Here is a 26,615-nt window from a genome sequence, read left to right as displayed (position 1 = left end):
AATACTGGGGCTAGGTAAAAAAACACCAAAAATAGCAGTACCCGTTTGTAATTGGATGCTGCTGTTTTTGGTGTATTTTTCTGATTTACTTTACTTAAATAAAATATACTATATTTCTATTGTTATATATCTCATATATAATAAATTACTTTTTTTCTACTGGTACATAAATTTCCATTACAGTATCTTTTCGTCCATGACATCTCTCATCATAAAATTCAAAGTCAAATTTACTTTCATCAAAAACATATTCGCTATCTTTAAACCATTCCTCAAATATATATTTCCAAGTCTTTTTTATTGCCTCTGGAAAATCCTTATTATCTAAATCATTAGATGTATCTACTGGAGGTGTTGTAAAAACAGCATAAGTTGCTTCTGGAACTTCCACTGTTACCATTTCATTAGTAACATTATCAAAGTTGTCAACTATAACTCCAAGTAAATATATTGCATCCCCACTCTCTCCATTTGCTGGAACACATATTCCTACTTCACCATGCTTTGGTGGATTTAATATTTTATACATTTTACTTTCTAAATTTTCACCATCATAATTGCTCCAAAATGACGCTATATCTTTAGTGTAATTACCATCTGTAATATTAGTTTTAATTCCATAACCTGCAACTTTGAATGCAGGTTTTTTTATAATAACAGGCTTCATAATAACCCCTCCAAATTCTATGTTTAATTTTTCATTAAAATAATTACCCATACATTTTACATATTGCTTAGGACTAAATCCAAATTCCTTTTTAAATGCTTTTGAGAAACCATTATGTGTTTCAAAACCATAGTCAAGTGCAATATCTATTATTCTTTCACCTTTAAACAAGTCAATAGCTGCTAATGAAAGTCTTCTCTTTTTTACATATTCCATTAAAGTTATTCCTTTATTAATATTAAATATTCTTGAAAAATGAAAAACAGAATATCCACATTTGTTTGCTATTACTTCTGGTGTTAAATCACTTTTTATATTTTCCTCAATAAATTCAATACATTGTGATATTGCATTACTATAATTCAAATTATCACCAACCTTTCCCCACGTGGTAATTCTAATATATCATTGTAATTGGGACAATGTTATTCCTAAATTGCTAAAATTATTTATGAAATAAATAAAAGACTTAAGCTCTATATTTTATTAGCTTTAAGTCTTTATTTCTTAACCTTATTTATTCTATCTCACACGTCCTATTTTTTCTTTTTTAAAGTTACTATAAGCAATATCTAACATATCACTAATACTTTTATAGTTAGTCCATTTATCTTCAACTTCATATATGCTGTATTCTATATCAAACTCACACAAAACCAAGTCTGAATAATCCTTTAAATAGTATTCATAATAAGCCCTTGTAAATTCAAGACCCTCCTGATTAAAATCTTCACTCCACAGCTTACCATCACAATTTTTAAGTAAAAATTCCACTGCTGTCATCTGTTCGTTTCTTACTTTCTCCAAGTCTTCCTTTGAATATTTGTTATGAATACTTCCTTCCAAGTTATGTTTAATAATCCATGCCATATACATTCCCATATGGGTTGCGGCATACACTAACCCAGCTTCAATATGCTCACTATTTTCTTTATTATCTTCACAATTAAATCGCTTGCAATATCCATTATAAGCATCATCAAAATGCCAATTTACATTATCAAAATTATCTTCCATTTTATTGCTCCTTATATATCAATATTTTATATTAATTTTAAATCTTGGTATGAATTTGACTTTTTAATTAACCAGGAGAGATATGTTAAAATTTCACTTCATTCTCAAACTTCCATAACCTTGCTAACTCATCCCTTATTATCATCAACGCAAATCCAAGTAAATTTTTTCCTTTCCATTCTTCTATTTCACATAATCTAGCTTCATTTTCACCCATACCAATTCCCCATATTTTATCATACGGACTAGCTTCAACCAAAATCTTATTACCAGTACTTAAAAGATATTTTCGTAAACTTTCTACTTGTGAAAACTTATAATAATTTCCTGTTAATACAATCGGCATTTTAAATTGATTCCATACTTTTTCATCAAAATTTTTAACCTCACGTCCTAGCTGTTTTATTACTCTTTGATCCCTTGATTCCATAATTTTATTATTTGACTCTTCATCACCAAATAACAATGCTTTCTTTGACATTAAATATTGTTCCATACAACAGTAAGCAACATGTCCTACATTAAAATCTTTCATATACCACTGACTAAGGCATTCCTTCCCAACTCTATCCTTCTTATTAGAAGTATGTCCCCAAAAAAATATTTTATCTCTTTCTATTTTGTTTAATTTTTCAGTTACTATTAAATCAATAGAATACTTTGTGCTTATTCTATTTTCCCAATTATATACCCAAAATTTATTATGTCTTTTCAAATTAAACTCTTCCAAACTCCAGCAAATTGGTTCTGGAAACTTTTCTTTAAACTCTAGTTTTTCTTCATCACTTAATGAATAAAGCCAACTATAAAATTTATTTCCATATGATTCTCCATACCCCATTCTCCATCCAATACTCCCCTGTGGTATACCAGGATATTTTAACCACAAAGGTGCCATTACTTTAAACTCCATATTACTTTCTCCTAAAAAATAATTTTTAGATAAATTTTACCATATGTTTTATATTATATTCAAGCAACAACCTTTTCTTATGGTAAGTACTGTTTTAATTATTCAATTAGATTATTATACCTTCAAAATGATCCATTTCATGTTGAATTATTTGTGCTGTAAATCCAGTAAACACTTGCTTTTGCCTCTTAAAATTTCTATCAAGATACTCCACCTCTATCATTTCATATCTCTTTGTTTTTCTGAAGCCAATTAAAGATAAACAACTTTCTTCTGTTTCATAAAGCTTTTCTTTCTTTAATATAACTGGATTTATCATAGGTACAATAAGGTTGCCTACAGTAAATACCAATATACGCTTTTTTACTCCAATCATGTTTCCGGCCAATCCAACACAATGCTCTAAGTTTGCTCTTAATGTATCTATTAAATCATCAATTACTCCTATATCATTTTTAGTTGCCTCTTCTGATTTTTGTCCTAAAAACAATACATCTTTTACAATTGGTTTTATCATAATTTTACCTCTTTTTCAGTTATATTTTTTATAAAATAAGATATGATTTTAAAATCTACTCTATTCTTACTTTGTTTTATTGCTTATTCCCTAATAAATATTATTTATATTATGAACATTAGCCATTTCTTTCACTTAATACACATACTTAATTCGAAAGAATTATAACATAATCCAATGACACTTTTTAAATAAAATTTTTATATGCTTTAACTTCTTGTTGTTAGCCTAATATATATAGTTATACCTTGTCCAATTATATGGATAATGGGAAGTTAATAACTATATATAGTATCTACATCTCCAATACAGATAGTGTGACAAATTTAGAAAAATATGCATTAGGCTAGTTTTGTTCAATCATACAAATTGAAATTTAAATAATGCGATGCTTCTCATAAATATTCATTTTTATTGTTGTTATGTTAAATATGAAATATACAACATAACTGAATCTAAAATTATGTTATCTAAACTTTATATATTAGAATTTGTTGCTAAGCCTATAAGTTTATTCTTTTCTCAAAATCTCCTTAGGTGGCTCAATTTCATTTGCAATTGTATGTTCAGTAAGTTCAGATAATATTTTTATTTTCTTATTTATCAATGGTCTCATACAATTTGGTACATGTTCCTGATGTGCTCTGTGAATTGCCACACATTCTTTACAATTTCCATGATAACGACATGCCTTTTTACATGAACAATGATCCTTATCTTTATATTCTTCACGAAATTCCGAAGCAAACTCTTCCTGCAATCGCAATCCTTCTTTTCTGTCACCACGGTGAAATGCTTCCATTGCTTCTATTTCCTTTGGATTATTGTCAATAATCATAATAAAATATTCCCCCTTCAAATTACTATTTGTCTAAATATTATATGAATAAGCTTTACTTCGCAGTTTATTACATTGACAACACTGACAACACTTTTTAAATAAAATCTTTATATACTTTAACTTCTTAATTGTTAGTCTAACAGTTATAGTTATACCTTGTCCAATTGTATAGATAATGGGTAATTAACAACACTCGAAATCTATTCAATAATAACCATTAATGTAATATATATGGATGTAAAGCGAGTTCATCATTTGCAAATATCAGTTCTAGTGACTGACGTTCTACCATATCATTGTATTCTTTAACTCTTTCAATAGAGCATTTAGTATTGCAAAGTTGTTCTTTAGTTATTAACAAAGACATGGTTGGTGATAATGGATAATAAAGTGCTAAATCAGTGGTTTCAACATGTTTAATTAAGCTAGCATGAATATTAATTACGGGTTGATCTCCTGTAATAAATGGAATTTTCGAATCATTTTCCCAAACCTTTAAATATTTCTGCCAAACATACTGTTGATTTGGTTTGTTTCCCATATTTCCCATCTCAATACTCATATGAAAAATTATAACTCTCAGACTTAATCAACTTAGAATTCTAGTTATGTACATAACTACTGCTACAATCCTTAGTATACTTAAATTTCTTATAAATGTATGCATTCATAAAATAACTAACCTTTACTTTTGTCTTAAACTCATATCTACTACTAATTGAACAAATTTATCAGATAACTACTAGCTCTAACTCCCATCTTCTTCAAAGAGGAAGTAAAGAGCGGCTACGCTCTGGATAACGATTTATCTGAGCCTGGTTGATCCTAAATTAACAACAATAAAATGTTTCCTTTAAATTTAGTCTAATCCCAACCGTATAGACAATCATAATAATTGCCATTATCAAAATAAATACTAAATATTTCTTTGATAATAATGAATTTTAAATTTTTCTATCCTTGTTATAATCCATAATTTCCATCCATTTACACTTATATATAGATATTGCACCTGTCAACTACTTTGAGTTGTTTTTTCTTTTTAGAATGGTAGGTAATATAATACATACTATTAATATTAGATACATAAATTGTTATCCTTTATTTTATCTTCTGTAAATCAGACCTAATATCTTTATACACTAATGGTTGCATACTATCTTCTATATTTCTATATCTGCTTTTAATAAATTTTATTGCAGTAATAGGTTTCACATCTAAAATATATTTCAAATATTTATCAATAATTTTATTGCATATATCCCATTTGGCATTAGCAGCATCCATTTGTAATTGGATGCTGCTATTTTTAGTACTTTATAATACATCTTAACAACGTCATTTTAGCAAGCGACTATTTCCTTAATCATAAATTCTTTTCCACATAGTATCTCCCAATCTTTACTTTCGCAATTTGGGCATTTATTATTATTCTCAATAAGATTAAAAGCTTTATTACACTTTTTGCAAATAGCATTGCCTGGTAATATCTCAATTTTCAATTTTGTATCTTGCAATAATGTACCATCAACTGCAGCTGGGTAACATGCTTCAATATATCTTGGAATTACAGATGAGAGCTCACCAATTTGAAGAACTAATGTATCTATTTTTGTTAATCTATTTACTCTTGCAAAATTTTCAATATTTTTAATGACTTCAATCATAATTCCCACTTCATGCAAATGACTTCACCTCTCTTGTAAAAGTATAAAAAATGTACAAAACTACTCTTCCCTATCTTTTATTTGAAATAATACTTTAATTATTCTGTCTTATCTTTTTCTCTTGAGAAGATTGATTTCACTGATTTCTTTACACTTTTTACTGCAATTCTTCCTTGACGTTTTATAACATGTTTTATAACTGCAGGTTTCATATCTTTAAACTCTAAACCAGAACTATCATATTTTCTTATTAGTGAAATTGCATCAAATTTACATTTTATAGTGCACATTCCACAGCCCACACATTGGTATTGATCTACAACCACGGCACCACAGCCAAGGCAACGCTTAGTTTCCTCCTTTATTTGTTCTTCAGTAAATGTACCACGCAAATCCTTAAAGGTTAACTTTGATTCACTTCCTTCAACATGAAGTGGTCTTTGTCTAGGCAAACGATCATAGCCATCCATGTTTAAGTTTTCTTTATCAAGAGCATGATATTCTCTTTCACGGCTTATTGTTAAGTTATCACCATGAACATAACGATGAATTGAAATGGCACCTTGCTTGCCTAAAGCAATGGCATCAATAGCAAACTTAGGTCCTGTCAATGCATCTCCGCCAGCGAATACATCTGCCTCACCTGTTTGGAAAGTAATAGGGTCAGCTTTTATTGTCTTATTTGGGTTTAATTCTATTTTGGAATCTTTTAATAATTCTCCCCAATTCATTCCTTGGCCAACTGAAGTCAATACACTGTTTGCTTTAACAATCTTTGTTTCATTTTCATCGAATTTAGGATTAAACCTTCTATTTTTATCAAAGACAGAAATACATTTTTTAAATTCCACACCAACAACACGTCCATTTTCCTGAATTATACGTTTAGGTCCCCAAGAATTATTGATGCTAATACCTTCTGATAACGCTTCTTCAATTTCTTCCCCAAGTGCAGGCATTTCTTGTCTATTCTCTAAACAATACATATCTACTTGTGAAGCACCAATTCTTTCAGCAGTTCGAGCAACGTCAATAGCAACATTTCCTCCACCAATAACGACAACTTTTCCTTCCATCTTTAACTCTTCACCTAGACTTACTTTTCGTAAAAAATCTACACCTGTCATTACTCCTTCAGCTTCTTCACCCTCAAGCCCTAGCTTTCGGCCAGCTTGAGCCCCAATTGCTATATAAAATGCTTTGTAGCCAAGTTCTCTGAGTTTATGAAGAGTAATATCCTTACCAACCTGAACCCCTGTTTTAAACTCTACTCCTAATTCCTTCAAAATATCAACTTCTGCATTTACTACTTCTTTTCCTAACCTAAATGAAGGAATTCCAAGTGTTAACATGCCACCAAGTTTTTCTTCCTTTTCAAACACTGTTACCTGATAACCATCAACAGCTAAAAAATAAGCACAAGATAGTCCTGCAGGACCTGCACCTATTACAGCAATTTTTTCAGGTCTATTATCCTTCTTTTCAGGGACAAAGCGATGTTCTGCTTTTAAGTCCTGCTCAGCAATGAATTTTTTGATTTCATCAATAGCAAGTGGTTCATCTACATCTGATCTTGTACAAACAGATTCACATTTCCTTGGACAAATACGTCCGCAGATTGCTGGAAAAGGATTTTCTTTCTTTATAAGTTCCAAGGCTTCTCTATACCTTCCTTGAGATGCCATCTTGATATACCCTTGAATAGCTATGTGAGCTGGACATTCAGATTTACATGGACTTGTTCCGCCTTCAGCAACAACTTTACGATGACGATAATCAGGATTCCATTTGTCTTTTCCCCACTTAGTATCATATGGCGTTTCTTTTTCCTTCTCCACTGCAATAGGTTTCTTTGTGCATAAATTTTGTCCTAGTGTTAATGCATTGGATGGGCAATTTTCTACACATTCTCCACAGGCAACACATTTATCTTTATCCACTTGTGAAACATAATTTGATCTTGAAAAATCAGGGTTTCTATAAAGATTGGCATTCCTTAATCCAAAGCAGGAACATCCACAACAATTACAAATAGCAAGGGTTTTTCCCGGTCCTGATAAATTAGGTATCTGATGTATTAAACCTTCCTTTTCAGCTTTCTTACAAATAGCAATAGCTTCTTCTCTAGTAATCTGTCTACCTCTTCCTGTACGAATATAATACTCAGCAGCTGGACCAAGCTGAATACACATTTCTTCAACGGTATGTCCACAGCCTTGCCCAATAACTCTCATGGATGTACGACATGCACAATCCGCAACAGAAAAAACCTCATGTTTATTAATCAGTTCTGAAATTTCCTCATAAGAGGCCCTTCTTGTATCACCTTCAATGGCGCTTTCAATTGGTATAACTCTCATTACGCCCATTCCTACAGGAATATTTCCTGCCATTAACCCACCTAATTTTCTTGTATATTCTTCAAAGGATTCAGGAATCACTGGATACTTTTTTATATTTTCCCTATTTGCAACCATGTATTCCATGACACCAGGAACATAAAGCTCAAGGAAGTATTTATCAATACCATTCTCCTTTTCTACTTTAACTGAACCATCAACTGCCATCTTATATAGAATCCTCTCTACTTCATCTACAGGTTTTTTGCAAAGAGCAGCAACCTCCTCTAGGCTTTTGGGCTTTCGGATCTCTAAATTAAGTGCTACTTCTGCCATTTCATCTGTAGTAACTGCCTCAAGAATTTTATATTCCGGATCCGTTGGTTTTACTTTTACTAACCCACCAGTAATCCCAGCAGCAATCTTATTGGCCAGCTCAAGTACTTTTTTCTTTACCATACCTATTTCCCCCCAAATTAAATTTCACAGCTGCCTATTTAACACTCCAATTTTTTACTTCAGTACGTATCCAGTTGGCCCATTCATCAATTCCCTCACCAGTTTTAGCAGATATTTTGATAACCTTAATATTAGGATTTAATTTTTTTATACGTTCTTCTACTGCCTTAAAATCAAAATCAAAACTAGCTATTGCATCTATCTTATTAATTAATACAACATCAACAACGGAGAACATTAAAGGATATTTCAAAGGCTTGTCATCTCCTTCTGGTACACTTAAAATCATGGCATTTTTTGATGCACCAGTGTCAAATTCTGCTGGACATACCAAATTGCCTACATTTTCTAAAATCACCAAATCAATTCCTTCTGTTCCAAGGCCCAATAAACCTTGTCTAGTCATATCTGCATCAAGATGACACATTCCACCTGTGTGCAATTGAATTACCTTTGCACCAGTCTGAGCAACAGTATGAGCATCAACCTCAGAATCAATGTCCGCTTCTAGAACACCAATGTTCATTTCATCTTTCAAGGCTTCAATTGTTCTTAAAACAGTTGTTGTTTTACCTGAACCTGGTGATGACATCAAATTCAATAAAAAAGTCTTCTCTTTCTTTAATTCTTCCCTAAGCAAATTCGCTTGTCGATCATTGTCTTCGAAAACACTTTGCTTAATTTCAATAACTTTATATTTATCCATATTACCTTTACCCCCACTTTATATAAAAGTTTATTTATACTCTTTTTCTATTTGATGAATAAAAACCATATTCTATTTGATATGATATTTATTCTGCAAGTGATTTAACTTCCTTATATTTTCCTAGATCTGTATAAAGCTCACCAAGATAAGGATTTCTCTTTGTCTTACCTATTTTATAAATCATATAAATAAATACTGCTATATTTGAAACTAATGCTACGAAACTAAATGCAAATAGTGGTGCTGTATTGTAGGATGACATAACAGCAAAGGGGCCCTTATCAATAAATGATGGGAATGTCTGTGCAAACATACACCATAATGCCAGCGTTTGTGCACGATGTTGCAGCCATGCTCCTTTTCCAACAGTAAATGCACAAAGAGTTGGAGCCAATAATAAAGCAAACCCACAATACCAAGCATGACCTGGTAGACAGTTATAAGTATAAGCAAAATTCCATAAATCATATGCTATTATCCAAAACCATAACATATCAGGCCACAACATATCTTTGCTTCCATCTTTAGTAGTTTGTTTTCTTATACAAATTCCAAACCATCCGGTTATAGTTATTATATTCAAGATACCTGCTATACCATTCATAAAATTCCAGGAACCTCCAAGCACATACATAGCTTCATCTGCTAAAATTCCACCACCATGATATTGAATACCAACTTGGAAATCACGGACTACTGCCTCAATAATATTGATAGCAAGGATAAGTGGTGGAAAACATAATGCCAATTTTTTATCAGATAATCTCCATTCTTTACCTGTGAATTTATTTTTCCATTTAACATGCCTGATGCACCAAAAACCTATACATCCAGCTGTAGAAGAATACACCTTTGCTAAATGGAACCAATCTGTATAGGTTGTATCTCTTAATACAGTAAACCATAATATTGAAAGTATTAATGGTAAAATAAAAAAACAGAAAAAACCGATAGCTTTCGATCTACGAGCTATTTCATTAAAGCCAAAGAGTGCCACAAAAACAATTATCCAAACACCCCATACGCTTAATGCCGATGCTCCATCGGCGTAATTGAAAACAAACATACTTACCTCCTTAATATGAAATTATTATTCTATCAAGTCTATTATACAATTTATTCCAATCATTCTTCAATAGACAAATACCTAAAATTGTCTATTTGAACTGTTTAATTTCCTTCACTTCCCCAATCTATGATTAAGTTGTTAACCACATATTTACAAAAAAACAGCAAAAAATAATAGCTCTGTTGAAATGCACCTCTAAATGTTATATGTGTCTAACATTTAGAGTGCACTTTACGAATAGCTACTATTTTAGTGTGTAAGTTATAATTTCTCTAATTATTTGATATAAATTATAATTTTTTATTATGATTTTTTCGTTCATAAATATATTGTTTTTACTCTAATTATTCTTTAACCATATATCTTAGTATTGTTTTTAATTTATTACGTTCTACTTTTCTTGCATCTGACAAATATATTTCTCTATGAGTTTTCCCTCTTCTTTCTAGATTATTTTCATTCATAAATTTTATTATCTTTTGAAAGCTTTCTGGCTCATCATCATAATCTCCTATATGAAGAATTTGCACTGAAAGACCTTCTTCTATTTCATCATAATAAACTTCTTTTAAAAGTGGATTTGGTTTTTTCACATTTGCTATTTCAAAGGCTCTTTTTACAACATCCTCTGTAATAAAATCTGGTTGTCTTATCATGATTGTATAAGAAAATGTAGATTTATCACTTGCATCACACTCTTCCCAAATCCCTTCAAGTGGATATACAGTGTATTCAAAATATCCATCTGGTACAAATCCGCTTTTGGGCATCATTCTAACAGCATATGATAAAGAGTATAAAACGCCTATTCTCTCTGAAAAATCTTCATCATTAGGATTCCCTTTTCCTTTAATCATAAAAAATTTCTGTTTTGGAACAGATAATAACTGTGGTGTCACCTTAGGTGCATATAGTTCTTTTTCATGCTTTCTCCATTCATGCTTCATTTCTTATTCCCTCCAAAATTCTATGATATGCTTTTTCTTCAAGGTCTGCTATCTGATTAATCATATATGGTAATCCATTAAGCTCTTTACTTTCTTTCAATAGGTAACCTACTATTAAATCTGTCATCTCTTGAATAATACTACCGCTTTTTTTAAAAAGGTCAGCTGCTACTTTCCATTCCTGAAAACCGAATTTATCTCCTAATTGCATTAATAACTTAGCATATTCTCTTCGAGCGGCTTGATGTTCTATTTCATCTTTTTTATCTGTCATAAGTAATCTATTGGGAAGAATTGGAACAGTACCTGTAAACGTAACAATATGTTTAAGAGCTGTTTCATATTCTTCAGCATTTAATTCATTTTTCCAATTAAGAATTTCTTTGCTTAACTTTCTCATGCCAGAAATTCCGCAAAATCCTACCTTAGGATTAAGCATTTCCTTTGCTTTTTCATAAAACCCCTTTATAGCAATTTCCTTAATACTGTTAATTTTATCATCAAACTCTATAAGGCAAATTGAATTTTTATCGGATAAGGATGTCTTTTCAATATTCATAGCCTTTTCAAGAGTTTCATATTTAATTTTTTGTAACTTTTCGATTCCACAATCATATACATATGCACACTGCTCTTCATCATCATATCCAACCATTAATATATAATGAATTGGTATATGTTCTTTGTAATAAAACTTTGGATAATAACTTAAATAATACATATCCAAACATCCAAGAACAACTGGTTTTTCATTATCAATCTGCTCTTTTGACCTTTTCATTACATATTCAAATTTTCTACCTTCTATATGTTTATGTTTAAATCCTACAATATTACAAATTGATGCATACATTTTTTTGGTTTTTCCATCATTCCATGAAGTCATTCTTCGCATATTCCCACTACTAAACTTCAAATATACAAATCTTCCTATTCCACTTAAACAAAAGAAAAAATAATCTGGTATATCTTTACCTAATTTTGTCCCATATAAATCTTCAATACCATTCCACATACAGGTATAATCACAAACTTTATGTCTTAGTTCAATTACTTTTTTAGGCATATTTTCATCACTCCTTCTATAAAATTTTGTTTATCCCATGACTACCCGTTCTAATACTCACATCTTATTCAAAATGGGAGTAAAGAGCGGGTACGTCCTTGGATAACGATTCCTAAGTTTCAGTTGGAATAAAAACTCCATCTGAAACCAAGAACTCTGTTTATAGAAAAAGCATATACCCTCGCATTGTGCTAGAGTCAATACCCTATCTTTTTTTAATAGGAAAACATACTTCTGTAATAAATTTCTCTTCATTTACTCCATGTTCTGGAGAAATATAATAAATGTTAAATGCAGGTCCACAAATTTCAAAACCATTTTGGGTTATCCATTTAGCTATATAAATATTTATATCTTTAAGTTTGCTATATCCACCTTGATATACTAGTGCAGCTACTTCACAAGATGGTATACTATAAAACTTAACCTTATCTGTACTTTCATAAATGTTTTCAACTAATCTTTGAACTTCAACATCAATGTAATTTTCATCAAAATTTATTTCATGTTGAATAGCAATAGAATAATTTGCATCTGAAAATTCAACATTTAACTTTTCACATTCATCACTAAGTGTTTTCCATAAAATCCCTTCATCCGGAAACTCCTTAATTTTTTTTCTAAAGCTAGCAACTTTTCTATCTGGTATACACTTAATCACTATAGACAATGGATGTTTCTTTTCACTTGTCAAATCCTTCAGTACATTCTTCATTTGTGCTAACTGTCTTCTAATTAATTTTACTTCTCGTTCTTTAGCTTCAATTTTATTTTTTAATACATCTTTAAACTTGTCCATTTGCATGTATTCTAATTGTAACGCTGCTATTTCTTTTAGTCCAAATCCCATCATCTTTAAAGCTACAATTTGGTTTGCAATTGGCAATTGATCACTTTCATAATATCGATATCCTGTCCATTCATCTATATACTTAGGCGTTAATAATCCAATTTTATCGTAGTTTCTAAGCATATGAATACTTATAGATGTAAGTACTGAAAATTCACCTATTTTAAACATTTTTTATCCTTTCTAAACTTATTATATATGTGTCATATAAATCTCTTTTAAACTCTACGTCATTTATGATATAGTTCTCTACATAGATTGCAAGTAAAGTTTTAACTTTATATTCCATCATTTTATTTTAACATACTTATATATATTGGAAAAATTAATCTGTATTAAAATTTCATTAGTGAATCTTTATCTAAAATTGTAATAGAATATGCATCATATTCTATTAACCCCTCTTCTCTCATTTTCTTTAATTCACGAGATAAAGAAGTCCTTTGTACACCAAACTTTTCTGCTAAGTCTTTTTTAGTTAATCCTAACTTAATTTTATTATTTTTTTGAGAATAACTTTCATAGATTAAAAAATCAACTATGGATTTTCTTAAGGACTTAAATGATAATGTTTTTATTCTATCTGCTAAAATCAAAGTTTTATCTGATAGTGATTCAAGAAAATTAATCAAAAAATTAGAGTTACTTTGACAAAGCTTTAAAATTAAATCTTTTTTTAAATGAATAATTGTTACATCCGTTTTTCCTATAATAGTCATTGGATAAGAGTTTTTATGACAAAAAAGCAAATTACCGCCTATCACATTTCCAGCAGTAAAATCACTTATTGTAATATAATTTCCTTTATCATCAATCCCTTCTATAGAAACAACGCCTTTTAAAACTATGTCTAAAGTCATACATTTTTCGTTTTGAAAGTATATTACTGAGCCCTTCTTATATTCTTTAATATAAGAAGATTCTTTTGCAAGTAAATCTTCAATATTTTGAGAAGTAAGGCCTTTAAATAAATCTATATGTTGAAGCATCTCAATAAAGTCTAACATTAAAAAATTTCTCCTTTTTTAAATTAGTTACCTTGGTAACTGATTATAATTTTAAAACAACTTATACTTAGAGTAAAGATAGTGAAAGGAGAGAATAAAATGGATATTTTTATAATAAGTCTTTGGATAATAACATTAAGTTGGTTTATAGTATCTATTATTAAAGATAAAAAGAAAACAATTAATTCTATTAAAATGTCCAGTGGATTAATGAAAAACATGATAGGTGAAATTATAGGAATACTTTTTCTCATAGGTTTATTACTCACATTTATTCCGCCTGAAACCATTAAGCAATATTTAGGAGGTTCAAATATATTAATATCAACCATTATTGCAGCCTTTGTAGGAAGTATTACGTTAATACCAGCTTTTGTTTCTTTCCCACTTGTAGGTTCTCTTATAGATGCAGGAGCTAGCATAATTCCTATAGTAGCATTTTTAACAACTCTTACTATGGTAGGAATGGTTACATTCCCACTTGAGAACAGAGAGTTTGGACTTAAATTTGCATTAACTAGAAATTTGCTAAGCTTTATATTTGCAGTCATTATATCACTTTTAATGGGGGGAATAATATGAATAAATTTATTAATGAAATTAAGAATAACTTATTTTTAGTTTTTGTAATTTTTATATATGTATTTTTACTAATTTTAATGCCTGATAAAGGCATAAAGTCATTAAATAACAGTTTATATTATGTAAAAGAGATGCTTACCATACTGCCCATAATACTTTTATTGGTTTCTCTTATAGAAGCTTGGGTTCCTAAAAAAACAATTGAAAATGCTTTAGGAGAAAATTCCGGTGCAAAAGGGTTTCTATTTTCCTTTTTATTAGGCAGTTTTTCAGCTGGTCCTATTTACGCAGCATTTCCTGTTTGTAAAATGCTTATAAAAAAAGGAGCAAGCATAGCTAATATAATAATTATTTTAAGTTCTTGGGCTGTAATTAAAATTCCAATGCTTGCTAATGAGTCTAAATTTTTAGGACCTAAGTTTATGGCTATTAGATGGATATTAACTACAATATCTATTTTAATAATAGCTATTATTACATCGAAAGTTGTTAAAAAAGAAGATGTCCCTCTAGATGACATTGTAACTAAAGAAGATGCATTACTAAATATAAATGAAAATTTTTGCATTAGTTGTGGATTATGTACAAAAATAGCTCCAGAAAATTTTGTACTGGAAAATAAAAAAGCAAAAGTATTGGGTAAAATAATAAAATCTCAAGAAAATGATAAAATAAAATTAGCTATTGATAAATGTCCTGCAAAAGCTATTAAGTATATTTAACAATATATTTTTTAATAGTGCTTCTTAGTATATGTTGATTTTCTCACTTTATGCCATGACAATCTCGGAAAATGGGTATGATAATCAACCATCATGCCCATTTTCCCAGGTTATTTCATATATAATAATACTATTTTTTTCACTTGAACTATTTTCCTTTATGAAGTAGAATGAATGTACATAATATTGGAAAGGGGAATGACGTATCAGTTTAACATATACATTGCTGGTTCATTACAAATAGCAAGGGCTATTTATATCCTTTGCTAAATCCTAATCATAACAAATATTAGGAGGAAGTGTAATGGGCTATCAGAATGGTAAATTAATATTTCCAGAAAACCTATTGTCTGTAATACAAGAATATATTGATGGTGAATATGTTTATATTCCTCGTAAGCCATGTAATAGAAAAGCATGGGGAGTTACAACGAAAAATAAACAATACACCTTTGAACGTAATATAGAAATTTTTAATAAATACTCATCTGGTATATCAATAAGACAATTGGCTGAAGAATATTTCTTATCCGTAAAAACGATTTATAAAATTGTAGCTAAAATGAAAGATTAAATATTTAAGAGAACACCATATGGTTTTGTGGTGTTCTCTTTCTTTCTTCTGAAAAAAGATGTGGGAACATATATGAGATTTAATATAGTACAATTATAATGAAAATTGAAGGAAGGGAATGTGATACTATGGAATTTCTAAAAAGTTCAAAATATGATAATCAATTCGTTAAGGAAAATATGATGGGACCAAATGCGCTGAAAATGATAGAAGAATTGACTGTCAATCTTAACCTTCAGCCTGGCATGAAAGTTTTAGATTTAGGCTGTGGAAAAGGACTAACCTCCATTTTCTTGGCAAAAGAATTTGGTGTTCAAGTTTATGCAACAGATTTATGGATAGGAGCAACTGAAAACTTTCAGCGTTTTAAAGATTTTGGTTTAGAAGAAATGATCATTCCAATTCACGCTGATGCTAATGATCTACCTTTTGCCAATGAATACTTTGATGCTGTTATCAGTGTTGATTCATACTATTACTTTGGTAGAGAAGACGGATTTATGGACAAAAAGCTTGCTCCATTTGTTAAATCCAATGGAATTATTGCTATGTCCTTTCCAGGTTTCAAAGAAGAAATTCATAATAATCTTCCTAAAGAAATACTTCTTTCATGGAGAGCAGAGGACATGGAAACTTTTCATAGTTGTGAATGGTGGCAACAACTCCTTTCTAAGTCCAAGAAGATTACTGTGGAAGCCATTGATGAAATGATGTGCTTTGAAGAATGTTGGAAGGATTGGTTGAACTGCGAAAATGAATATGCTGTAAATGATCGTCGTGCAATGGAAGCTGGCGCAGGAAAATACATGAATATAATTTCTGTGATAGCCAGGAAACGAAGATAGTACATTTTTAAAAGCCCATTTATCAAAACAAATTGTATTTACAATTTATTTATAATCCCCGGAAACAGTAGTCTTTCCGGGGATTTCCTATATTTCTATTCTTCATAACAAATAATGGGAGTTCCTTCTTTTATATTATCAAAAATAGTTTTGGCTAAATGTAAAGGAGTATTTACACATCCATGGCTTCCATTTCTTTTATATATATCTTTTCCAAAGGAATGTCTCCAGCTTGCATCATGTATTCCTATATTTCCGTTAAAAGGCATCCAATAAGTTACTTGAGAATTATAATTTGGTCCAGTTAAAGTTGCTCCTTTTTGTTTATAATTAAGCATATACACCCCAACACTAGTTCCATTTCCCTTATTAGGATTGCCTGTTACTACTGACCCTTCAATTATAAGCTTTCCATCTTTATAAAACCATAGATGTTGTCTTGTTATGTTAATTTCTACATAAGTATTGCCTATGTCATCTTCATTTCTAAATAAAGCCTTTTGAATATATATAGGTTCTTTTTTTAATGCTTTACCAAGTTTTATATTTTCTAATAATACTTTTACTTCAGCAGCACAATTAATTTTCCATCCATAGAATCCTCCCTTAACTTCTACTATTTTATTTGTAGATGCTTTAATTTTTCTCCCTATGCCAACTGTATCATATTTTTTGCTTAAGCCTTGTACATATTCATTAACTGCTTTTTTATCTATTACTATGTCTAAATTCTCATCAATCCTAAGCCATTTATTTATTATATTTCCATCTAATATTTCATTTTTGCTTCCAAACACATAAGTAATTTTTGTCCCTACATATTTATTTAGTAAATTGTTAGTTTGAAAAGTTTTATCAGATCTTAAAGTATACTGTGGATTTTCATAACACAAATTTCTATTTAAATCTAATTTTGTTTTTCCTTCTAATATACTCATTTCTATAGCTTGATTTAATATATCTTTATATATCTTATTTCCATATATTTCTTTAACAGCTTCATATGAACCATTTGAATACTTAAAGCTTACATTTTGGGATTCTATAATATCTCTATTTAAACATTTTAATGTATTTATTTTGTTTTCTAATTTATCTTTATTATAAACAAATAAATCACATACATAATATTCTTGCTTCTTTATTAATGAACTTATCCATTTTAAAGAATTCTTCATTTGATAAATTCTATGAGCACTATTTTTCTCATTGTACTTCATTCCTATATCTTGTCCTATTATTTCTTCTATTTCTCCATTTCTTTCGATTAACTGTAGCTTATAATCTTTAATATAATTTATAATAATATTATTTACATCATCATGTGCTTTTAATGAAACATCTACTCCATTCATTACTGTATTAAAAAAATAATGATTAACAAAATATAATGAGATAAGTAAATATATTAGTATAATTGAGGCTATTAAAATAATAATATTTTTCTTAACCTCCTTTTTAAAGAACTTCTTTATATTAATATCCTTCATGCCTATCTATACCTTTCATCAAAAATACATTTTATTTAAACATAATAATTAGTTTATTGTATGTTTGCATTTTTGATTTTAAAACTAAAATATAAATATTAATCAAATTAATAAGATTTACCCTACAACTTTCACCCGAAAAAGGTTATAAAATTCTCCTCTAGGATAAACATATATTCAATTTAATGTTAATTATGATATAATAGGCGTAACGTATTGGGGGTGTTTTTATGAAGGTCATTGATACATTCAGCTCTAAATCAGCTTGCTCCTTGCAAAGACTACAACAAAGTCAGCTATCTTTGTTTGGAGCCTAAGCTGTTAAATTAGCTGAAATGCTTACATGTTTTAGGCTCTGTAACACATAGCTTCTTAGTATTCTTTGCTTTAATACTATGGTAAAAGTGGAGGAGTAAGGAAATGAAATATATAAAAGCACAAGATGTGTTACCAGAGGAAATTGTTAAAATAATACAAGAATATATAGACGGGGAATATCTTTATATACCCAGAAAAAATGGAAATCATAAGGCCTGGGGAGAAAAAAGTGGTATAAAAAGTAGTCTTAAGGTGAGAAATAATGAAATTTATAAAAAGTACATTGATGGGGCTACTATTAATGAACTAACTCAAGAATATTACCTGTCAGAAAAGAGTATAAGAAGAATAATAAGTCAAGAAAAACTTTTATGCTTATAATCATTACAGAATTATTTATTAGATTGAATGCTTATCTTAAACTATGCTATGATTTCATTGTGGCAATCCAATGAAAGTTATTATTTTTAATTTAAGACAAGCTTCAGAAATAAAATTATTATGAATATGTAGTATGTTTTAAACCAGGATGATTATTGTTACTTTCAGTTGGAGTAATAATAATCATCTTTTTGCTAGTGGACTGATGATAAAATAAAAAACAACATATGTTAAAAAAAGAGGTGCTAGATTTTATGAATGCTTTTATAAAAAAACATGAGTATAATTATATAAAAAAATGTTTAAATGATTTAAATAATGCCTTCAAAGGTTGTGTGGATGTTAATATTATTGAAACAACTAAAGCATATATACATGAGAAGATATTACGTATTTTTACAGATTTATCTGAGAAACAAAAAGAACTACTTGATATTAGTAAAATAAATGACCACTTGCAAATTGATAAGTATTTAGCTACATTGAATGAATATATATATGGAATGCCAAACGTTACAAATGCACAAATTAATAAATTGTTTAAAAAAGAAAAAAAATTAAAATTACCAAACCTAAATGTACAAGATTCAAAGAATGTGTATTTAGGTTGGATTGATGAATCCATTAGAAAATTATTTGTAGTTTACAATATGAATGGTAAACTCGTAAGTATGACATGTAGAATTCCAAATTATAGTTCCAATAAAACTCATATATGTACGCTTTGCAATCATGTAGGTGGGGAAAATGAAGTAGCCTTTGTTTCACCTATCTGTAAAACAGCTAATGCTGGAGAAGGTAACTATAGGTCAATAGGCTTTCATATGTGTTTAGATAGCGCAAAGTGTAATAACCGAATTGTAGCTGTGGAAAAGCTTGAAAAAATTTTAAAAGATGTTAACAATATCAAGTAATTGTTAGCTATGGACGTATCTGCCCTAATACTGCTACTGATAATAGTATTAGAGCAGATACATCATTAGATATTGTTTATTTATATTAGAAGTCTTTTTTATTTAATCATTTAATGATAACTGTGATTTAAATATTATTACTGCATTTCCAGAAATCTTAACTTCAACAGGTTCTTTATCTTCTATTTTCACCTCAACTTCAATAATGCCTTGTCGTTTTATAGCTTCACCCTGCTTAGCCTTAAATCTAAATAAAGAATTATTATGTTTAACAAGATTATGATGAACAAGATATGCACCCAAAGGACCATTTGCATTACCAGTAACAGGGTCTTCATTAATACCTACTGCAGGTGCAAACATTCTACCATGTATTAAAATATCACTATCCTGTGAATTAACAGTAAAAACATAATATCCATTGCATTTAATAATATTACTTAATCTAGAAAGTGCATCATAGTTTGGCTTTAATGTATTTAAAGTTTCAATATTTTTTATACCAATCATAACCTTAGAATGACCTGTTGAAACAATCTGAATTTTATAGTTTTCTAGCAAATCATTATTTGTTATATTAAGGGCAGATAGAAGTTTTTCTTTATTTGCTCCGTCAATAATTGTACCAAACTCAATTTTACCCTGAGTCATAACAATTTTGTAATCCTCATTTTCCTTTATTATATCAACAGGCAAAATCCCCGCACCAGTTTTATGATAAACCCTTGAAGTATCCAGTCCATTTTCAATAGCGCGAGCATAATGAGCAGCAATAGTAGCATGTCCACAAATTGGCACTTCATTTGTTGGAGTAAAAAAACGTACATGAGCATCATACTTGTTGCTATTTGAAGAAAAAATAAAGGCTGTCTCAGAATTATTAAGTTCTCTAGCGATTTTTTGCATTTCGTAGTCAGCTAATCCATCTGCATTTGTTATTACTCCTGCCGGATTTCCTGTGAATTTTTCCTTTGTAAACGAATCAATTTGATATAAAGTATATTTTCTTATCATGATTTATCCCCCTTATCTCTTTAACATTTTAAACTGTTTTTAGGCATAATTTTTTAAACAAATACATACCTATAATAAATGTCATACATTCAGCAAATGGAACTGTAAGCCATACTCCCCTCATTCCAATAATCATAGGAAGTATATTTATACCTAAAATTATAAATACTATGCCTCTACTTGCTGCTATTATAATAGATGACTTAGCATCACCTATTGCTGTAAAGTATCCTGAATTAATTATATTAAATCCACATAGTAAAAAGGCAAATGCATATGTTTTTGATCCCTTTACCGCCAAGCTTAAAAGTACTTCATTTCCACTTGCAAATAATGATACTAATTGCTTTCCAAATACAAATAATATAAAAAATAATGTTACTCCTATAAATAAATTCACCTTTAATGCTAACTTTAGTGTATCATTTAATCTATTTTGCTTTTTATATCCATAGTTATAGCTAAGTATAGGTCCTATTCCGTCTGACACACCAAACATTGTAAGTATTCCAAATTCAGATATATAATTTATTATTGTAAATGCTGCTACACCAGTTTCTCCAGCTATTTTCATAAATGTAGCATTGAATAAATATGCAGTTGTAGCCGCTGCAATTGACACTACTCCTTCTGATGAACCATTGTATGCCATTGGCATTATTGCTGATTTATCAAATTTACCACTAAATATATTTACTATATTATTTTTATTTAACATAGGAGGCATTACTATAAAAAATGCTACTACATATGCTATACCCGTAGCAAGTGCTGCTCCTCTTATTCCTAAACTTAATTGTTTTATAAATATAAAATCTAAACTTATATTAACAATTACACTTAAAATCATACCCTTTAAATATAATTCTGGCTTTTCTACCACCCTATTAGTAAATCCAAATAAAAACATTAAGGATATTGGTAGCGCAAATATAGATATAACTTTTATATATGTTGATACCCCTTCTAATAACACTTTATTTGCTCCTAATAATACTGCAATTTCTTTATCAAATAAGGTTCCAACTAATATTATACATAAAGATATTACTACAATACACATAAGTGCTGTTTTAAATATATTTTGTGCTTCTTCTTTTTTATGTTCTCCTAAACTTCTTCCTAAAAAGCTTAGAGAACCTACGCTTATTATCATACTGAAACCTATTATAGCTTGCACAAATGGTTGAATTATATTTACACTAGCCAGTGCATTTTGCCCAACAAAATTTCCTAAAAATATTCCATCTATTATAGTTTGTATACCTGCTATTACCATAGAAATTATTGCTGGGATTGAAAATTTAATGAACAGCCTAGATATTTTCTCTGTTCCCAATATATTTTCTCTCATTTATTCTACCTCCACGAAACATAATTAAGCATAAAATAACCATAAGGTTAATATGTTTTGTTCTCATGGAGTACATTATAAACCTTTGTGCTACACAAAGGTCAATACACTTTTATAGGTATTTGTATTTCAAATAATATTTCCTCTATTTTATCTGTGACACTAATATCTATTTGGACGATTTGAAGCACATCACCACATATTTTATATCCTTGTATATTAATGTATTTCATCATCTTTTTTAAATTAACTTCCATATTAGAAATACTTCCTTTGTAATACATGCAAGCATAAGTACCTTTAGCAATTTTTTTAATATAATTTTTATGGATATTTTCTTTATCCTTGATAAAAAGAAACATACTAGCTGATTCTATATACTTATTTAACTCTACATCCTTTTGTTTTATCATTGTTCCAAAGCGATTGCTTGCAACTATAGGAGCTATTTCTTTTAATTCATTCTCTAATTCAATACATGAATAACTTAAGTCAATTTCATTTTTTATAGATTTGTCAAAAGTAATTATTTCTCTCTCTTCAATTTCTTTAATAACTATATTTTGAAAGTCTGATAGCTTAGAGATGGATTCTAGGTGTTTTATTTTTTCACTAATACTTTCTTCCAATTGTTGTAATTCTTTTATTTTATTTATGAGTTTATCATGTTTATCTTTTAGTATACTAAAAGATTGTGTTAGATTTCTATTATTGAAGTACTTCTTAATTTCATCAATGCTCATGCCTAGTTGGCGAAGTTCTTTAATAGTTCCTAATTGTTCATACTGTAAAATAGAATAGTATCTATATCCAGTTCTTGCATCTACTTTAATAGGCTTAAGTAAACCTATTCTATCATAGTGCCTTAATGTTTCAGTGGTAATATTTCTTAATCTTGCAAATTCACCAATTGACAGTTTATCTTTCACTTTTTATCACCATTTCCTAACCATATAATTTATTCTCCATTGAATAAGTTTTGTTTAAGCTTTTCTTATAGAACACAGTATATGGAAACAAAAAATAGTAGTCCTACCCTTTATAGTATACTACTATTTTCTCACTATTTTTTATAAAAATAAATATTAATATTTTATACTGACAAACATACATACTTAAGAATTTCTTTTTCTTTAAATACTATGATAATTTTTTATTACTTTATGTTATCTTTATCAAATAATGAAATCTGAATATTTTCCTTAATATTCATTTTTTCTTTCATTGCCTTAGTATAACTACTAGAAAGGTTGTATTTATCTCTTAATTCATTAACAACTTCATATAATTTTTCTTTATATTCTTTACTTGCTCCACCTTTACTATATAACCCTTGTAACTTTTCGTATAAGTGTGCATATTCTTCTTTTATAAAATTAAAAAATACCTGTCTAGTATCTCCTCTTAAATAAAGAGTTCCTGGTAGTACATAATTAACTTTACAATCACTTGCCATGTTAAACATACTATTAAAATTCTCATAACTATCAGTAATATACGGTATTATTGGCATAACATGCAACCCAGTACTAGCATTAGTTTTTCTAAATTCTTTTAAAACTTCAAACCTTTCTAGGCTTGTTGCTCCAAAGGGCTCTATCTTTTTTCTAACACTTTCATCCATAGTAGTTATTGTTTCAGCAATATTAACATAAGTTATTCTTGATAACTTATCTATTAAATCATAGTCTCTTAATATAAGTTTTGATTTTGTTGAAATTATAGCTGGTGTTTTATATTTTATAAAAAGTTTCAATATTTCAGGCATAAGTTTATATTTACCCTCTGCTGGCTGATAACTATCAGTTACACCACCAATATTTACAACTTCTTTCTTCCAGTTATTATTTCTTAACTCCTTCTCTAATACATCTACTATATTAGTTTTTATATGAATATCTGTAAAAAAATCAACTGATCCTAAATACTTGTGAGAATACATAGCATAACAATATTTACACCCATGTTGACATCCTCTATAAATATTTAAGTCCCATCCATAAGGTATTCTTCTCTTCAATTTATTTAAAGCATTTTTACAACTTTCCTCTTTAAATATTATTTTATTCATATCAATATTCCCTTTATTTCTTAATCTATACTATTTTCTTCTGTTCCCCCTATTTTAACTACATTATTTTTAAATTTATCAGAACTAATATCATTGCTCACCTAATTTCTTTTTTAGATCTGAAACATATATTTTCTGCATTTTCTTTAAATCCATAAAAAAATAAGATAACACTTTAATTATAGGATTTTTAATAAAGATATTTTCTGTAAAAACTATTTTCGTTCCACCTGTTTCTGTTTCTGAAAAATATCCATTCCAAAAACCAGTGAACTTTTTATTTTCCATGTTAAATCCATATTCACTATACTCATTCTTTTTAGTAATGATAAATTTTGTAGCAATTCCGCTATGAGTATATTCAATAAATTCTTTTCCATCTTTAAGAATGTCGATTCTTTTGATATCACTCCTCCATTTATAATCACTATTATTAGTAACCACATCCCAAACAGTCTTTATATTAGAATTAAAGTATGCTGTTATTTGTGATACTCTTGCTTTCCCCAAAAATATTCACCTCACGAATTATAAAATCGTTTTTAGGCCATTGTGTAATGCCACAACTATTAATTTATCTATCTTTTAAGCCGTTAGGCCTTTTATATCATCCTCCACTGTAACATAATGGACTTACTCCTTTCTAATTGGTACCCAAACTTCAAACTTTGAATTAATTGGATCTTCATTTAAATATAGTTCAATATCTGGTCCATCTGCATATTCATATCCCGACGTTGGTAACCACTCTGTAATTATTCTTTCTTCAATTTCTTGAATTGCTTTTGGCATAGCACCCTCTCCAGGGAAAACTGCCCAAGTACCTGCTGGTATTATATATTCTTCCATACCCTTTGGTACTTCTTTATCTGTTTTTGTAGCTATATAATATTCCCATCGATCTAAGTCATCCATACAAGCACAAACTCCTAATATTCCCTTAGACTCTTCATTCATAAGAGATACTATCTGATTAATTACTCCATTTTGTGTTGATTCTTGCCAAAACTTAGGTACATCTTTAAAATTCTTTTCAATATTCTTTTCTAATTGTGCTTTTACTCCCACTATTCTGATTTCTTCCTTTTTAACTATACTATAATTCATTTCATCTACTCCTTTTATTGTTATTTTAAAACTAATAGGAGGATATGCCTTTAGGAACGTTCCCTTCTTTTGTGCTACTGAAGGTGATACATGATGTATCTTTTGAAAAGCCCTATTGAAAGCAGTTGGAGATTCATATCCATAACGTAATGCTACATCAATTACCTTATCACCACTTTGCAAATCAAAAGCAGCCTTTGTTATTCTTCTATTTCTTATATATTCTGACAGTGGTATCCCTGCCATATATGAAAACATTCTTTGGTAATGATATGCAGTACAACATGCAATTTTTGCCGCCTTTTCATATTCAATTTCTCCATCTAAATTTGATTCAATATATTGAAGTGATTCATTTAATCTTTCTAACCATTCCATTAAGCTATCTCCCTTACAAATAATAGTATAGTGAATCATTATTATAAAGACCTCTCATTTGATGCACAAATATGCGAGGTTCATTTTTCATATTTCGCAATTATCTACTTATCATGTGTAACTATACCATTTCCATTTACAGGTATAGCATCTCCTAGATATTTAGGTTTTGATTTAATTATATTAACATTAAAATAGTCCTTTACTCTTGCTGCAATTTCTCTAGTTTTATATTTAGATATCCCCCAATAATTTCTTGGATCAGAATTTACTCCATAAGCATCCAATCCAAGCTGTCTTGCTATATACACCGCTCTCATAAGATGGTATTCTTGAGTTACAATTATTATTTTTTTAGCTTTAAAAATCTCTTTTGCCCTATACATACTTTCATAGGTACTAAATCCAGCATGATCTAAAAATATATCCTCCTCTTTAACACCTTTCTTTTCAGCAACTTTCTTCATTGCGTTTACTTCATCATAATTAACTTGTCCATGATCTCCACTAAATAATAATTTTTTAGCTTTGTTATTTTTATATAAATCTATTCCTACCTCTACCCTATCTTGCAACATATCGCAAAGATTACCATCAGGCTTAACATAAGCTCCTAAAACTAAAATTGCTTCCGCCTCCGGAACATCTTTAGGATTTACAATGTATTTTTTACCTTTTTCTCTTACCTTAAAATCAATAAAAGATATTGCTGTTATTCCCATTAAAGCAATTACTATAATAAATACTACTATTCTTTTTATTTTATTTCTCAAAGTTTTACACCTCCAGCCATATAT

29 protein-coding genes are annotated in these 26,615 nt (G+C 29.3%); 6 read left to right on the top strand and 23 right to left on the bottom strand.

Going from position 1 to position 26,615, the window contains the following annotated elements; translation table 11 throughout:
• Positions 1 to 145 precede the first annotated feature (145 nt).
• The 15 genes from J2Z24_RS04490 to J2Z24_RS04420 all read right to left on the bottom strand — a co-directional run bounded on the left by J2Z24_RS04490 (position 146) and on the right by J2Z24_RS04420 (position 14,068).
• The gene (locus J2Z24_RS04490; protein ID WP_035146514.1) at positions 146 to 1,033 is read right to left on the bottom strand and encodes an AraC family transcriptional regulator; all 888 of its coding nucleotides are present in this window, start codon (positions 1,031 to 1,033) and stop codon (positions 146 to 148) included.
• 156 nt (positions 1,034 to 1,189) lie between these two features.
• Positions 1,190 to 1,684, bottom strand: coding sequence for a DUF7832 domain-containing protein (locus J2Z24_RS04485; protein WP_051593181.1), 495 nt, complete (start codon positions 1,682 to 1,684; stop codon positions 1,190 to 1,192).
• Positions 1,685 to 1,769: 85 nt separating this feature from the next.
• Positions 1,770 to 2,597: a riboflavin biosynthesis intermediates N-glycosidase gene (gene ybiA, locus J2Z24_RS04480; RefSeq protein ID WP_035146513.1), complete on the bottom strand. Its 828-nt coding sequence runs from the start codon at positions 2,595 to 2,597 to the stop codon at positions 1,770 to 1,772.
• A 106-nt stretch (positions 2,598 to 2,703) separates the two neighbouring features.
• Positions 2,704 to 3,114: a peptide deformylase gene (locus J2Z24_RS04475; RefSeq protein WP_035146511.1), complete on the bottom strand. Its 411-nt coding sequence runs from the start codon at positions 3,112 to 3,114 to the stop codon at positions 2,704 to 2,706.
• A gap of 511 nt (positions 3,115 to 3,625) precedes the next feature.
• Positions 3,626 to 3,952: a hypothetical protein gene (locus J2Z24_RS04470; RefSeq protein ID WP_035146509.1), complete on the bottom strand. Its 327-nt coding sequence runs from the start codon at positions 3,950 to 3,952 to the stop codon at positions 3,626 to 3,628.
• A 220-nt stretch (positions 3,953 to 4,172) separates the two neighbouring features.
• Positions 4,173 to 4,496 (bottom strand): DUF4238 domain-containing protein, encoded by a 324-nt coding sequence (locus J2Z24_RS04465; protein WP_162175677.1) that lies wholly within the window; start codon positions 4,494 to 4,496, stop codon positions 4,173 to 4,175.
• Positions 4,497 to 5,056: 560 nt separating this feature from the next.
• On the bottom strand, positions 5,057 to 5,242 hold the full coding sequence (locus J2Z24_RS04460; RefSeq protein ID WP_051593180.1) for a hypothetical protein: 186 nt from the start codon (positions 5,240 to 5,242) through the stop codon (positions 5,057 to 5,059).
• Between the two features lie 56 nt (positions 5,243 to 5,298).
• Entirely contained in the window at positions 5,299 to 5,640 is a 342-nt protein-coding gene (locus J2Z24_RS04455; RefSeq protein ID WP_035146505.1) for a hydrogenase maturation nickel metallochaperone HypA/HybF, read from the bottom strand.
• Positions 5,641 to 5,720: 80 nt separating this feature from the next.
• Complete coding sequence (locus tag J2Z24_RS04450) at positions 5,721 to 8,420, bottom strand: FAD-dependent oxidoreductase (protein ID WP_035146502.1); 2,700 nt, start codon at positions 8,418 to 8,420, stop codon at positions 5,721 to 5,723.
• 34 nt (positions 8,421 to 8,454) lie between these two features.
• Entirely contained in the window at positions 8,455 to 9,126 is a 672-nt protein-coding gene (gene hypB, locus J2Z24_RS04445; RefSeq protein WP_035146498.1) for a hydrogenase nickel incorporation protein HypB, read from the bottom strand.
• A gap of 88 nt (positions 9,127 to 9,214) precedes the next feature.
• On the bottom strand, positions 9,215 to 10,195 hold the full coding sequence (locus J2Z24_RS04440; protein ID WP_035146496.1) for a DUF5692 family protein: 981 nt from the start codon (positions 10,193 to 10,195) through the stop codon (positions 9,215 to 9,217).
• Between the two features lie 347 nt (positions 10,196 to 10,542).
• Positions 10,543 to 11,145 carry a GyrI-like domain-containing protein gene (locus tag J2Z24_RS04435; protein ID WP_035146494.1) on the bottom strand — a complete coding sequence of 201 codons (603 nt, stop codon included), beginning with the start codon at positions 11,143 to 11,145 and terminating at the stop codon, positions 10,543 to 10,545.
• Entirely contained in the window at positions 11,135 to 12,211 is a 1,077-nt protein-coding gene (locus J2Z24_RS04430) for a BtrH N-terminal domain-containing protein (RefSeq protein ID WP_035146491.1), read from the bottom strand. Before J2Z24_RS04430 ends, J2Z24_RS04435 begins: the two co-directional genes overlap by 11 nt.
• Before the next feature lie 205 nt (positions 12,212 to 12,416).
• Positions 12,417 to 13,232 carry a MerR family transcriptional regulator gene (locus J2Z24_RS04425; protein ID WP_035146489.1) on the bottom strand — a complete coding sequence of 272 codons (816 nt, stop codon included), beginning with the start codon at positions 13,230 to 13,232 and terminating at the stop codon, positions 12,417 to 12,419.
• A gap of 164 nt (positions 13,233 to 13,396) precedes the next feature.
• Positions 13,397 to 14,068, bottom strand: a complete 672-nt coding sequence (locus tag J2Z24_RS04420) for a Crp/Fnr family transcriptional regulator (RefSeq protein ID WP_035146485.1) — start codon at positions 14,066 to 14,068, stop codon at positions 13,397 to 13,399.
• A 99-nt stretch (positions 14,069 to 14,167) separates the two neighbouring features.
• Here J2Z24_RS04420 and J2Z24_RS04415 point away from each other — a divergent pair, with 99 nt between their 5' ends.
• From J2Z24_RS04415 to J2Z24_RS04400, 4 genes are all read left to right on the top strand, one after another.
• Positions 14,168 to 14,650 (top strand): permease, encoded by a 483-nt coding sequence (locus tag J2Z24_RS04415; RefSeq protein ID WP_035146482.1) that lies wholly within the window; start codon positions 14,168 to 14,170, stop codon positions 14,648 to 14,650.
• Entirely contained in the window at positions 14,647 to 15,372 is a 726-nt protein-coding gene (locus J2Z24_RS04410) for a ferredoxin (protein WP_035146479.1), read from the top strand. The genes J2Z24_RS04415 and J2Z24_RS04410 overlap by 4 nt, the downstream gene beginning before the upstream one ends.
• 304 nt (positions 15,373 to 15,676) lie before the next feature.
• A complete protein-coding gene (locus tag J2Z24_RS04405; protein WP_035146476.1) occupies positions 15,677 to 15,946 on the top strand; it encodes a CD3324 family protein in 270 nt (89 codons plus the stop codon).
• 128 nt (positions 15,947 to 16,074) lie between these two features.
• Positions 16,075 to 16,791, top strand: coding sequence for an SAM-dependent methyltransferase (locus J2Z24_RS04400; RefSeq protein ID WP_035146607.1), 717 nt, complete (start codon positions 16,075 to 16,077; stop codon positions 16,789 to 16,791).
• A gap of 95 nt (positions 16,792 to 16,886) precedes the next feature.
• On the opposite strand, the gene J2Z24_RS04395 is transcribed toward J2Z24_RS04400, so the two are convergent.
• Positions 16,887 to 18,281 (bottom strand): L,D-transpeptidase family protein, encoded by a 1,395-nt coding sequence (locus tag J2Z24_RS04395; protein ID WP_035146472.1) that lies wholly within the window; start codon positions 18,279 to 18,281, stop codon positions 16,887 to 16,889.
• Positions 18,282 to 18,701: 420 nt separating this feature from the next.
• Here J2Z24_RS04395 and J2Z24_RS04390 point away from each other — a divergent pair, with 420 nt between their 5' ends.
• Positions 18,702 to 18,980, top strand: coding sequence for a CD3324 family protein (locus tag J2Z24_RS04390; protein WP_035146469.1), 279 nt, complete (start codon positions 18,702 to 18,704; stop codon positions 18,978 to 18,980).
• A 254-nt stretch (positions 18,981 to 19,234) separates the two neighbouring features.
• Positions 19,235 to 19,894 (top strand): FusB/FusC family EF-G-binding protein, encoded by a 660-nt coding sequence (locus tag J2Z24_RS04385; protein WP_035146466.1) that lies wholly within the window; start codon positions 19,235 to 19,237, stop codon positions 19,892 to 19,894.
• Between the two features lie 102 nt (positions 19,895 to 19,996).
• Here J2Z24_RS04385 and J2Z24_RS04380 read toward each other — a convergent pair whose 3' ends face one another.
• The 7 genes from J2Z24_RS04380 to J2Z24_RS04350 form a co-directional block, all read right to left on the bottom strand.
• On the bottom strand, positions 19,997 to 20,908 hold the full coding sequence (locus tag J2Z24_RS04380; protein ID WP_035146463.1) for a PhzF family isomerase: 912 nt from the start codon (positions 20,906 to 20,908) through the stop codon (positions 19,997 to 19,999).
• A gap of 28 nt (positions 20,909 to 20,936) precedes the next feature.
• The gene (locus tag J2Z24_RS04375) at positions 20,937 to 22,262 is read right to left on the bottom strand and encodes an MATE family efflux transporter (RefSeq protein ID WP_035146460.1); all 1,326 of its coding nucleotides are present in this window, start codon (positions 22,260 to 22,262) and stop codon (positions 20,937 to 20,939) included.
• Between the two features lie 101 nt (positions 22,263 to 22,363).
• Positions 22,364 to 23,191, bottom strand: coding sequence for a MerR family transcriptional regulator (locus J2Z24_RS04370; RefSeq protein WP_035146458.1), 828 nt, complete (start codon positions 23,189 to 23,191; stop codon positions 22,364 to 22,366).
• A 227-nt stretch (positions 23,192 to 23,418) separates the two neighbouring features.
• Positions 23,419 to 24,333 (bottom strand): SPL family radical SAM protein, encoded by a 915-nt coding sequence (locus J2Z24_RS04365; RefSeq protein WP_035146455.1) that lies wholly within the window; start codon positions 24,331 to 24,333, stop codon positions 23,419 to 23,421.
• A gap of 90 nt (positions 24,334 to 24,423) precedes the next feature.
• Positions 24,424 to 24,843 carry a hypothetical protein gene (locus J2Z24_RS04360; RefSeq protein WP_035146452.1) on the bottom strand — a complete coding sequence of 140 codons (420 nt, stop codon included), beginning with the start codon at positions 24,841 to 24,843 and terminating at the stop codon, positions 24,424 to 24,426.
• A gap of 123 nt (positions 24,844 to 24,966) precedes the next feature.
• On the bottom strand, positions 24,967 to 25,818 hold the full coding sequence (locus J2Z24_RS04355; RefSeq protein WP_035146449.1) for an AraC family transcriptional regulator: 852 nt from the start codon (positions 25,816 to 25,818) through the stop codon (positions 24,967 to 24,969).
• Positions 25,819 to 25,922: 104 nt separating this feature from the next.
• Positions 25,923 to 26,591, bottom strand: coding sequence for a SanA/YdcF family protein (locus J2Z24_RS04350; RefSeq protein WP_035146447.1), 669 nt, complete (start codon positions 26,589 to 26,591; stop codon positions 25,923 to 25,925).
• Positions 26,592 to 26,615: the final 24 nt, after the last annotated feature.

It is taken from the genome of Clostridium tetanomorphum (genome assembly GCF_017873215.1).
GTDB lineage: Bacteria > Bacillota > Clostridia > Clostridiales > Clostridiaceae > Clostridium_AO > Clostridium_AO tetanomorphum.
The sequence above is the reverse complement of the archived record's forward strand: the minus strand, read 5'-3'. Positions and strand labels throughout refer to the sequence as shown.

Coding starts and splice junctions, on each gene's coding strand:
- J2Z24_RS04485 (WP_051593181.1), bottom strand. CDS start 1,684: ATGGAAGATAATTTTGATAATGTAAATTGGCATTTTGATGATGCTTAT.
- ybiA (WP_035146513.1), bottom strand. CDS start 2,597: ATGGAGTTTAAAGTAATGGCACCTTTGTGGTTAAAATATCCTGGTATA.
- J2Z24_RS04475 (WP_035146511.1), bottom strand. CDS start 3,114: ATGATAAAACCAATTGTAAAAGATGTATTGTTTTTAGGACAAAAATCA.
- J2Z24_RS04470 (WP_035146509.1), bottom strand. CDS start 3,952: ATGATTATTGACAATAATCCAAAGGAAATAGAAGCAATGGAAGCATTT.
- J2Z24_RS04465 (WP_162175677.1), bottom strand. CDS start 4,496: ATGGGAAACAAACCAAATCAACAGTATGTTTGGCAGAAATATTTAAAG.
- J2Z24_RS04460 (WP_051593180.1), bottom strand. CDS start 5,242: ATGGATGCTGCTAATGCCAAATGGGATATATGCAATAAAATTATTGAT.
- J2Z24_RS04450 (WP_035146502.1), bottom strand. CDS start 8,420: ATGGTAAAGAAAAAAGTACTTGAGCTGGCCAATAAGATTGCTGCTGGG.
- hypB (WP_035146498.1), bottom strand. CDS start 9,126: ATGGATAAATATAAAGTTATTGAAATTAAGCAAAGTGTTTTCGAAGAC.
- J2Z24_RS04440 (WP_035146496.1), bottom strand. CDS start 10,195: ATGTTTGTTTTCAATTACGCCGATGGAGCATCGGCATTAAGCGTATGG.
- J2Z24_RS04435 (WP_035146494.1), bottom strand. CDS start 11,145: ATGAAGCATGAATGGAGAAAGCATGAAAAAGAACTATATGCACCTAAG.
- J2Z24_RS04430 (WP_035146491.1), bottom strand. CDS start 12,211: ATGCCTAAAAAAGTAATTGAACTAAGACATAAAGTTTGTGATTATACC.
- J2Z24_RS04425 (WP_035146489.1), bottom strand. CDS start 13,232: ATGTTTAAAATAGGTGAATTTTCAGTACTTACATCTATAAGTATTCAT.
- J2Z24_RS04420 (WP_035146485.1), bottom strand. CDS start 14,068: ATGTTAGACTTTATTGAGATGCTTCAACATATAGATTTATTTAAAGGC.
- J2Z24_RS04415 (WP_035146482.1), top strand. CDS start 14,168: ATGGATATTTTTATAATAAGTCTTTGGATAATAACATTAAGTTGGTTT.
- J2Z24_RS04410 (WP_035146479.1), top strand. CDS start 14,647: ATGAATAAATTTATTAATGAAATTAAGAATAACTTATTTTTAGTTTTT.
- J2Z24_RS04405 (WP_035146476.1), top strand. CDS start 15,677: ATGGGCTATCAGAATGGTAAATTAATATTTCCAGAAAACCTATTGTCT.
- J2Z24_RS04400 (WP_035146607.1), top strand. CDS start 16,075: ATGGAATTTCTAAAAAGTTCAAAATATGATAATCAATTCGTTAAGGAA.
- J2Z24_RS04395 (WP_035146472.1), bottom strand. CDS start 18,281: ATGAAGGATATTAATATAAAGAAGTTCTTTAAAAAGGAGGTTAAGAAA.
- J2Z24_RS04390 (WP_035146469.1), top strand. CDS start 18,702: ATGAAATATATAAAAGCACAAGATGTGTTACCAGAGGAAATTGTTAAA.
- J2Z24_RS04385 (WP_035146466.1), top strand. CDS start 19,235: ATGAATGCTTTTATAAAAAAACATGAGTATAATTATATAAAAAAATGT.
- J2Z24_RS04380 (WP_035146463.1), bottom strand. CDS start 20,908: ATGATAAGAAAATATACTTTATATCAAATTGATTCGTTTACAAAGGAA.
- J2Z24_RS04375 (WP_035146460.1), bottom strand. CDS start 22,262: ATGAGAGAAAATATATTGGGAACAGAGAAAATATCTAGGCTGTTCATT.
- J2Z24_RS04365 (WP_035146455.1), bottom strand. CDS start 24,333: ATGAATAAAATAATATTTAAAGAGGAAAGTTGTAAAAATGCTTTAAAT.
- J2Z24_RS04355 (WP_035146449.1), bottom strand. CDS start 25,818: ATGGAATGGTTAGAAAGATTAAATGAATCACTTCAATATATTGAATCA.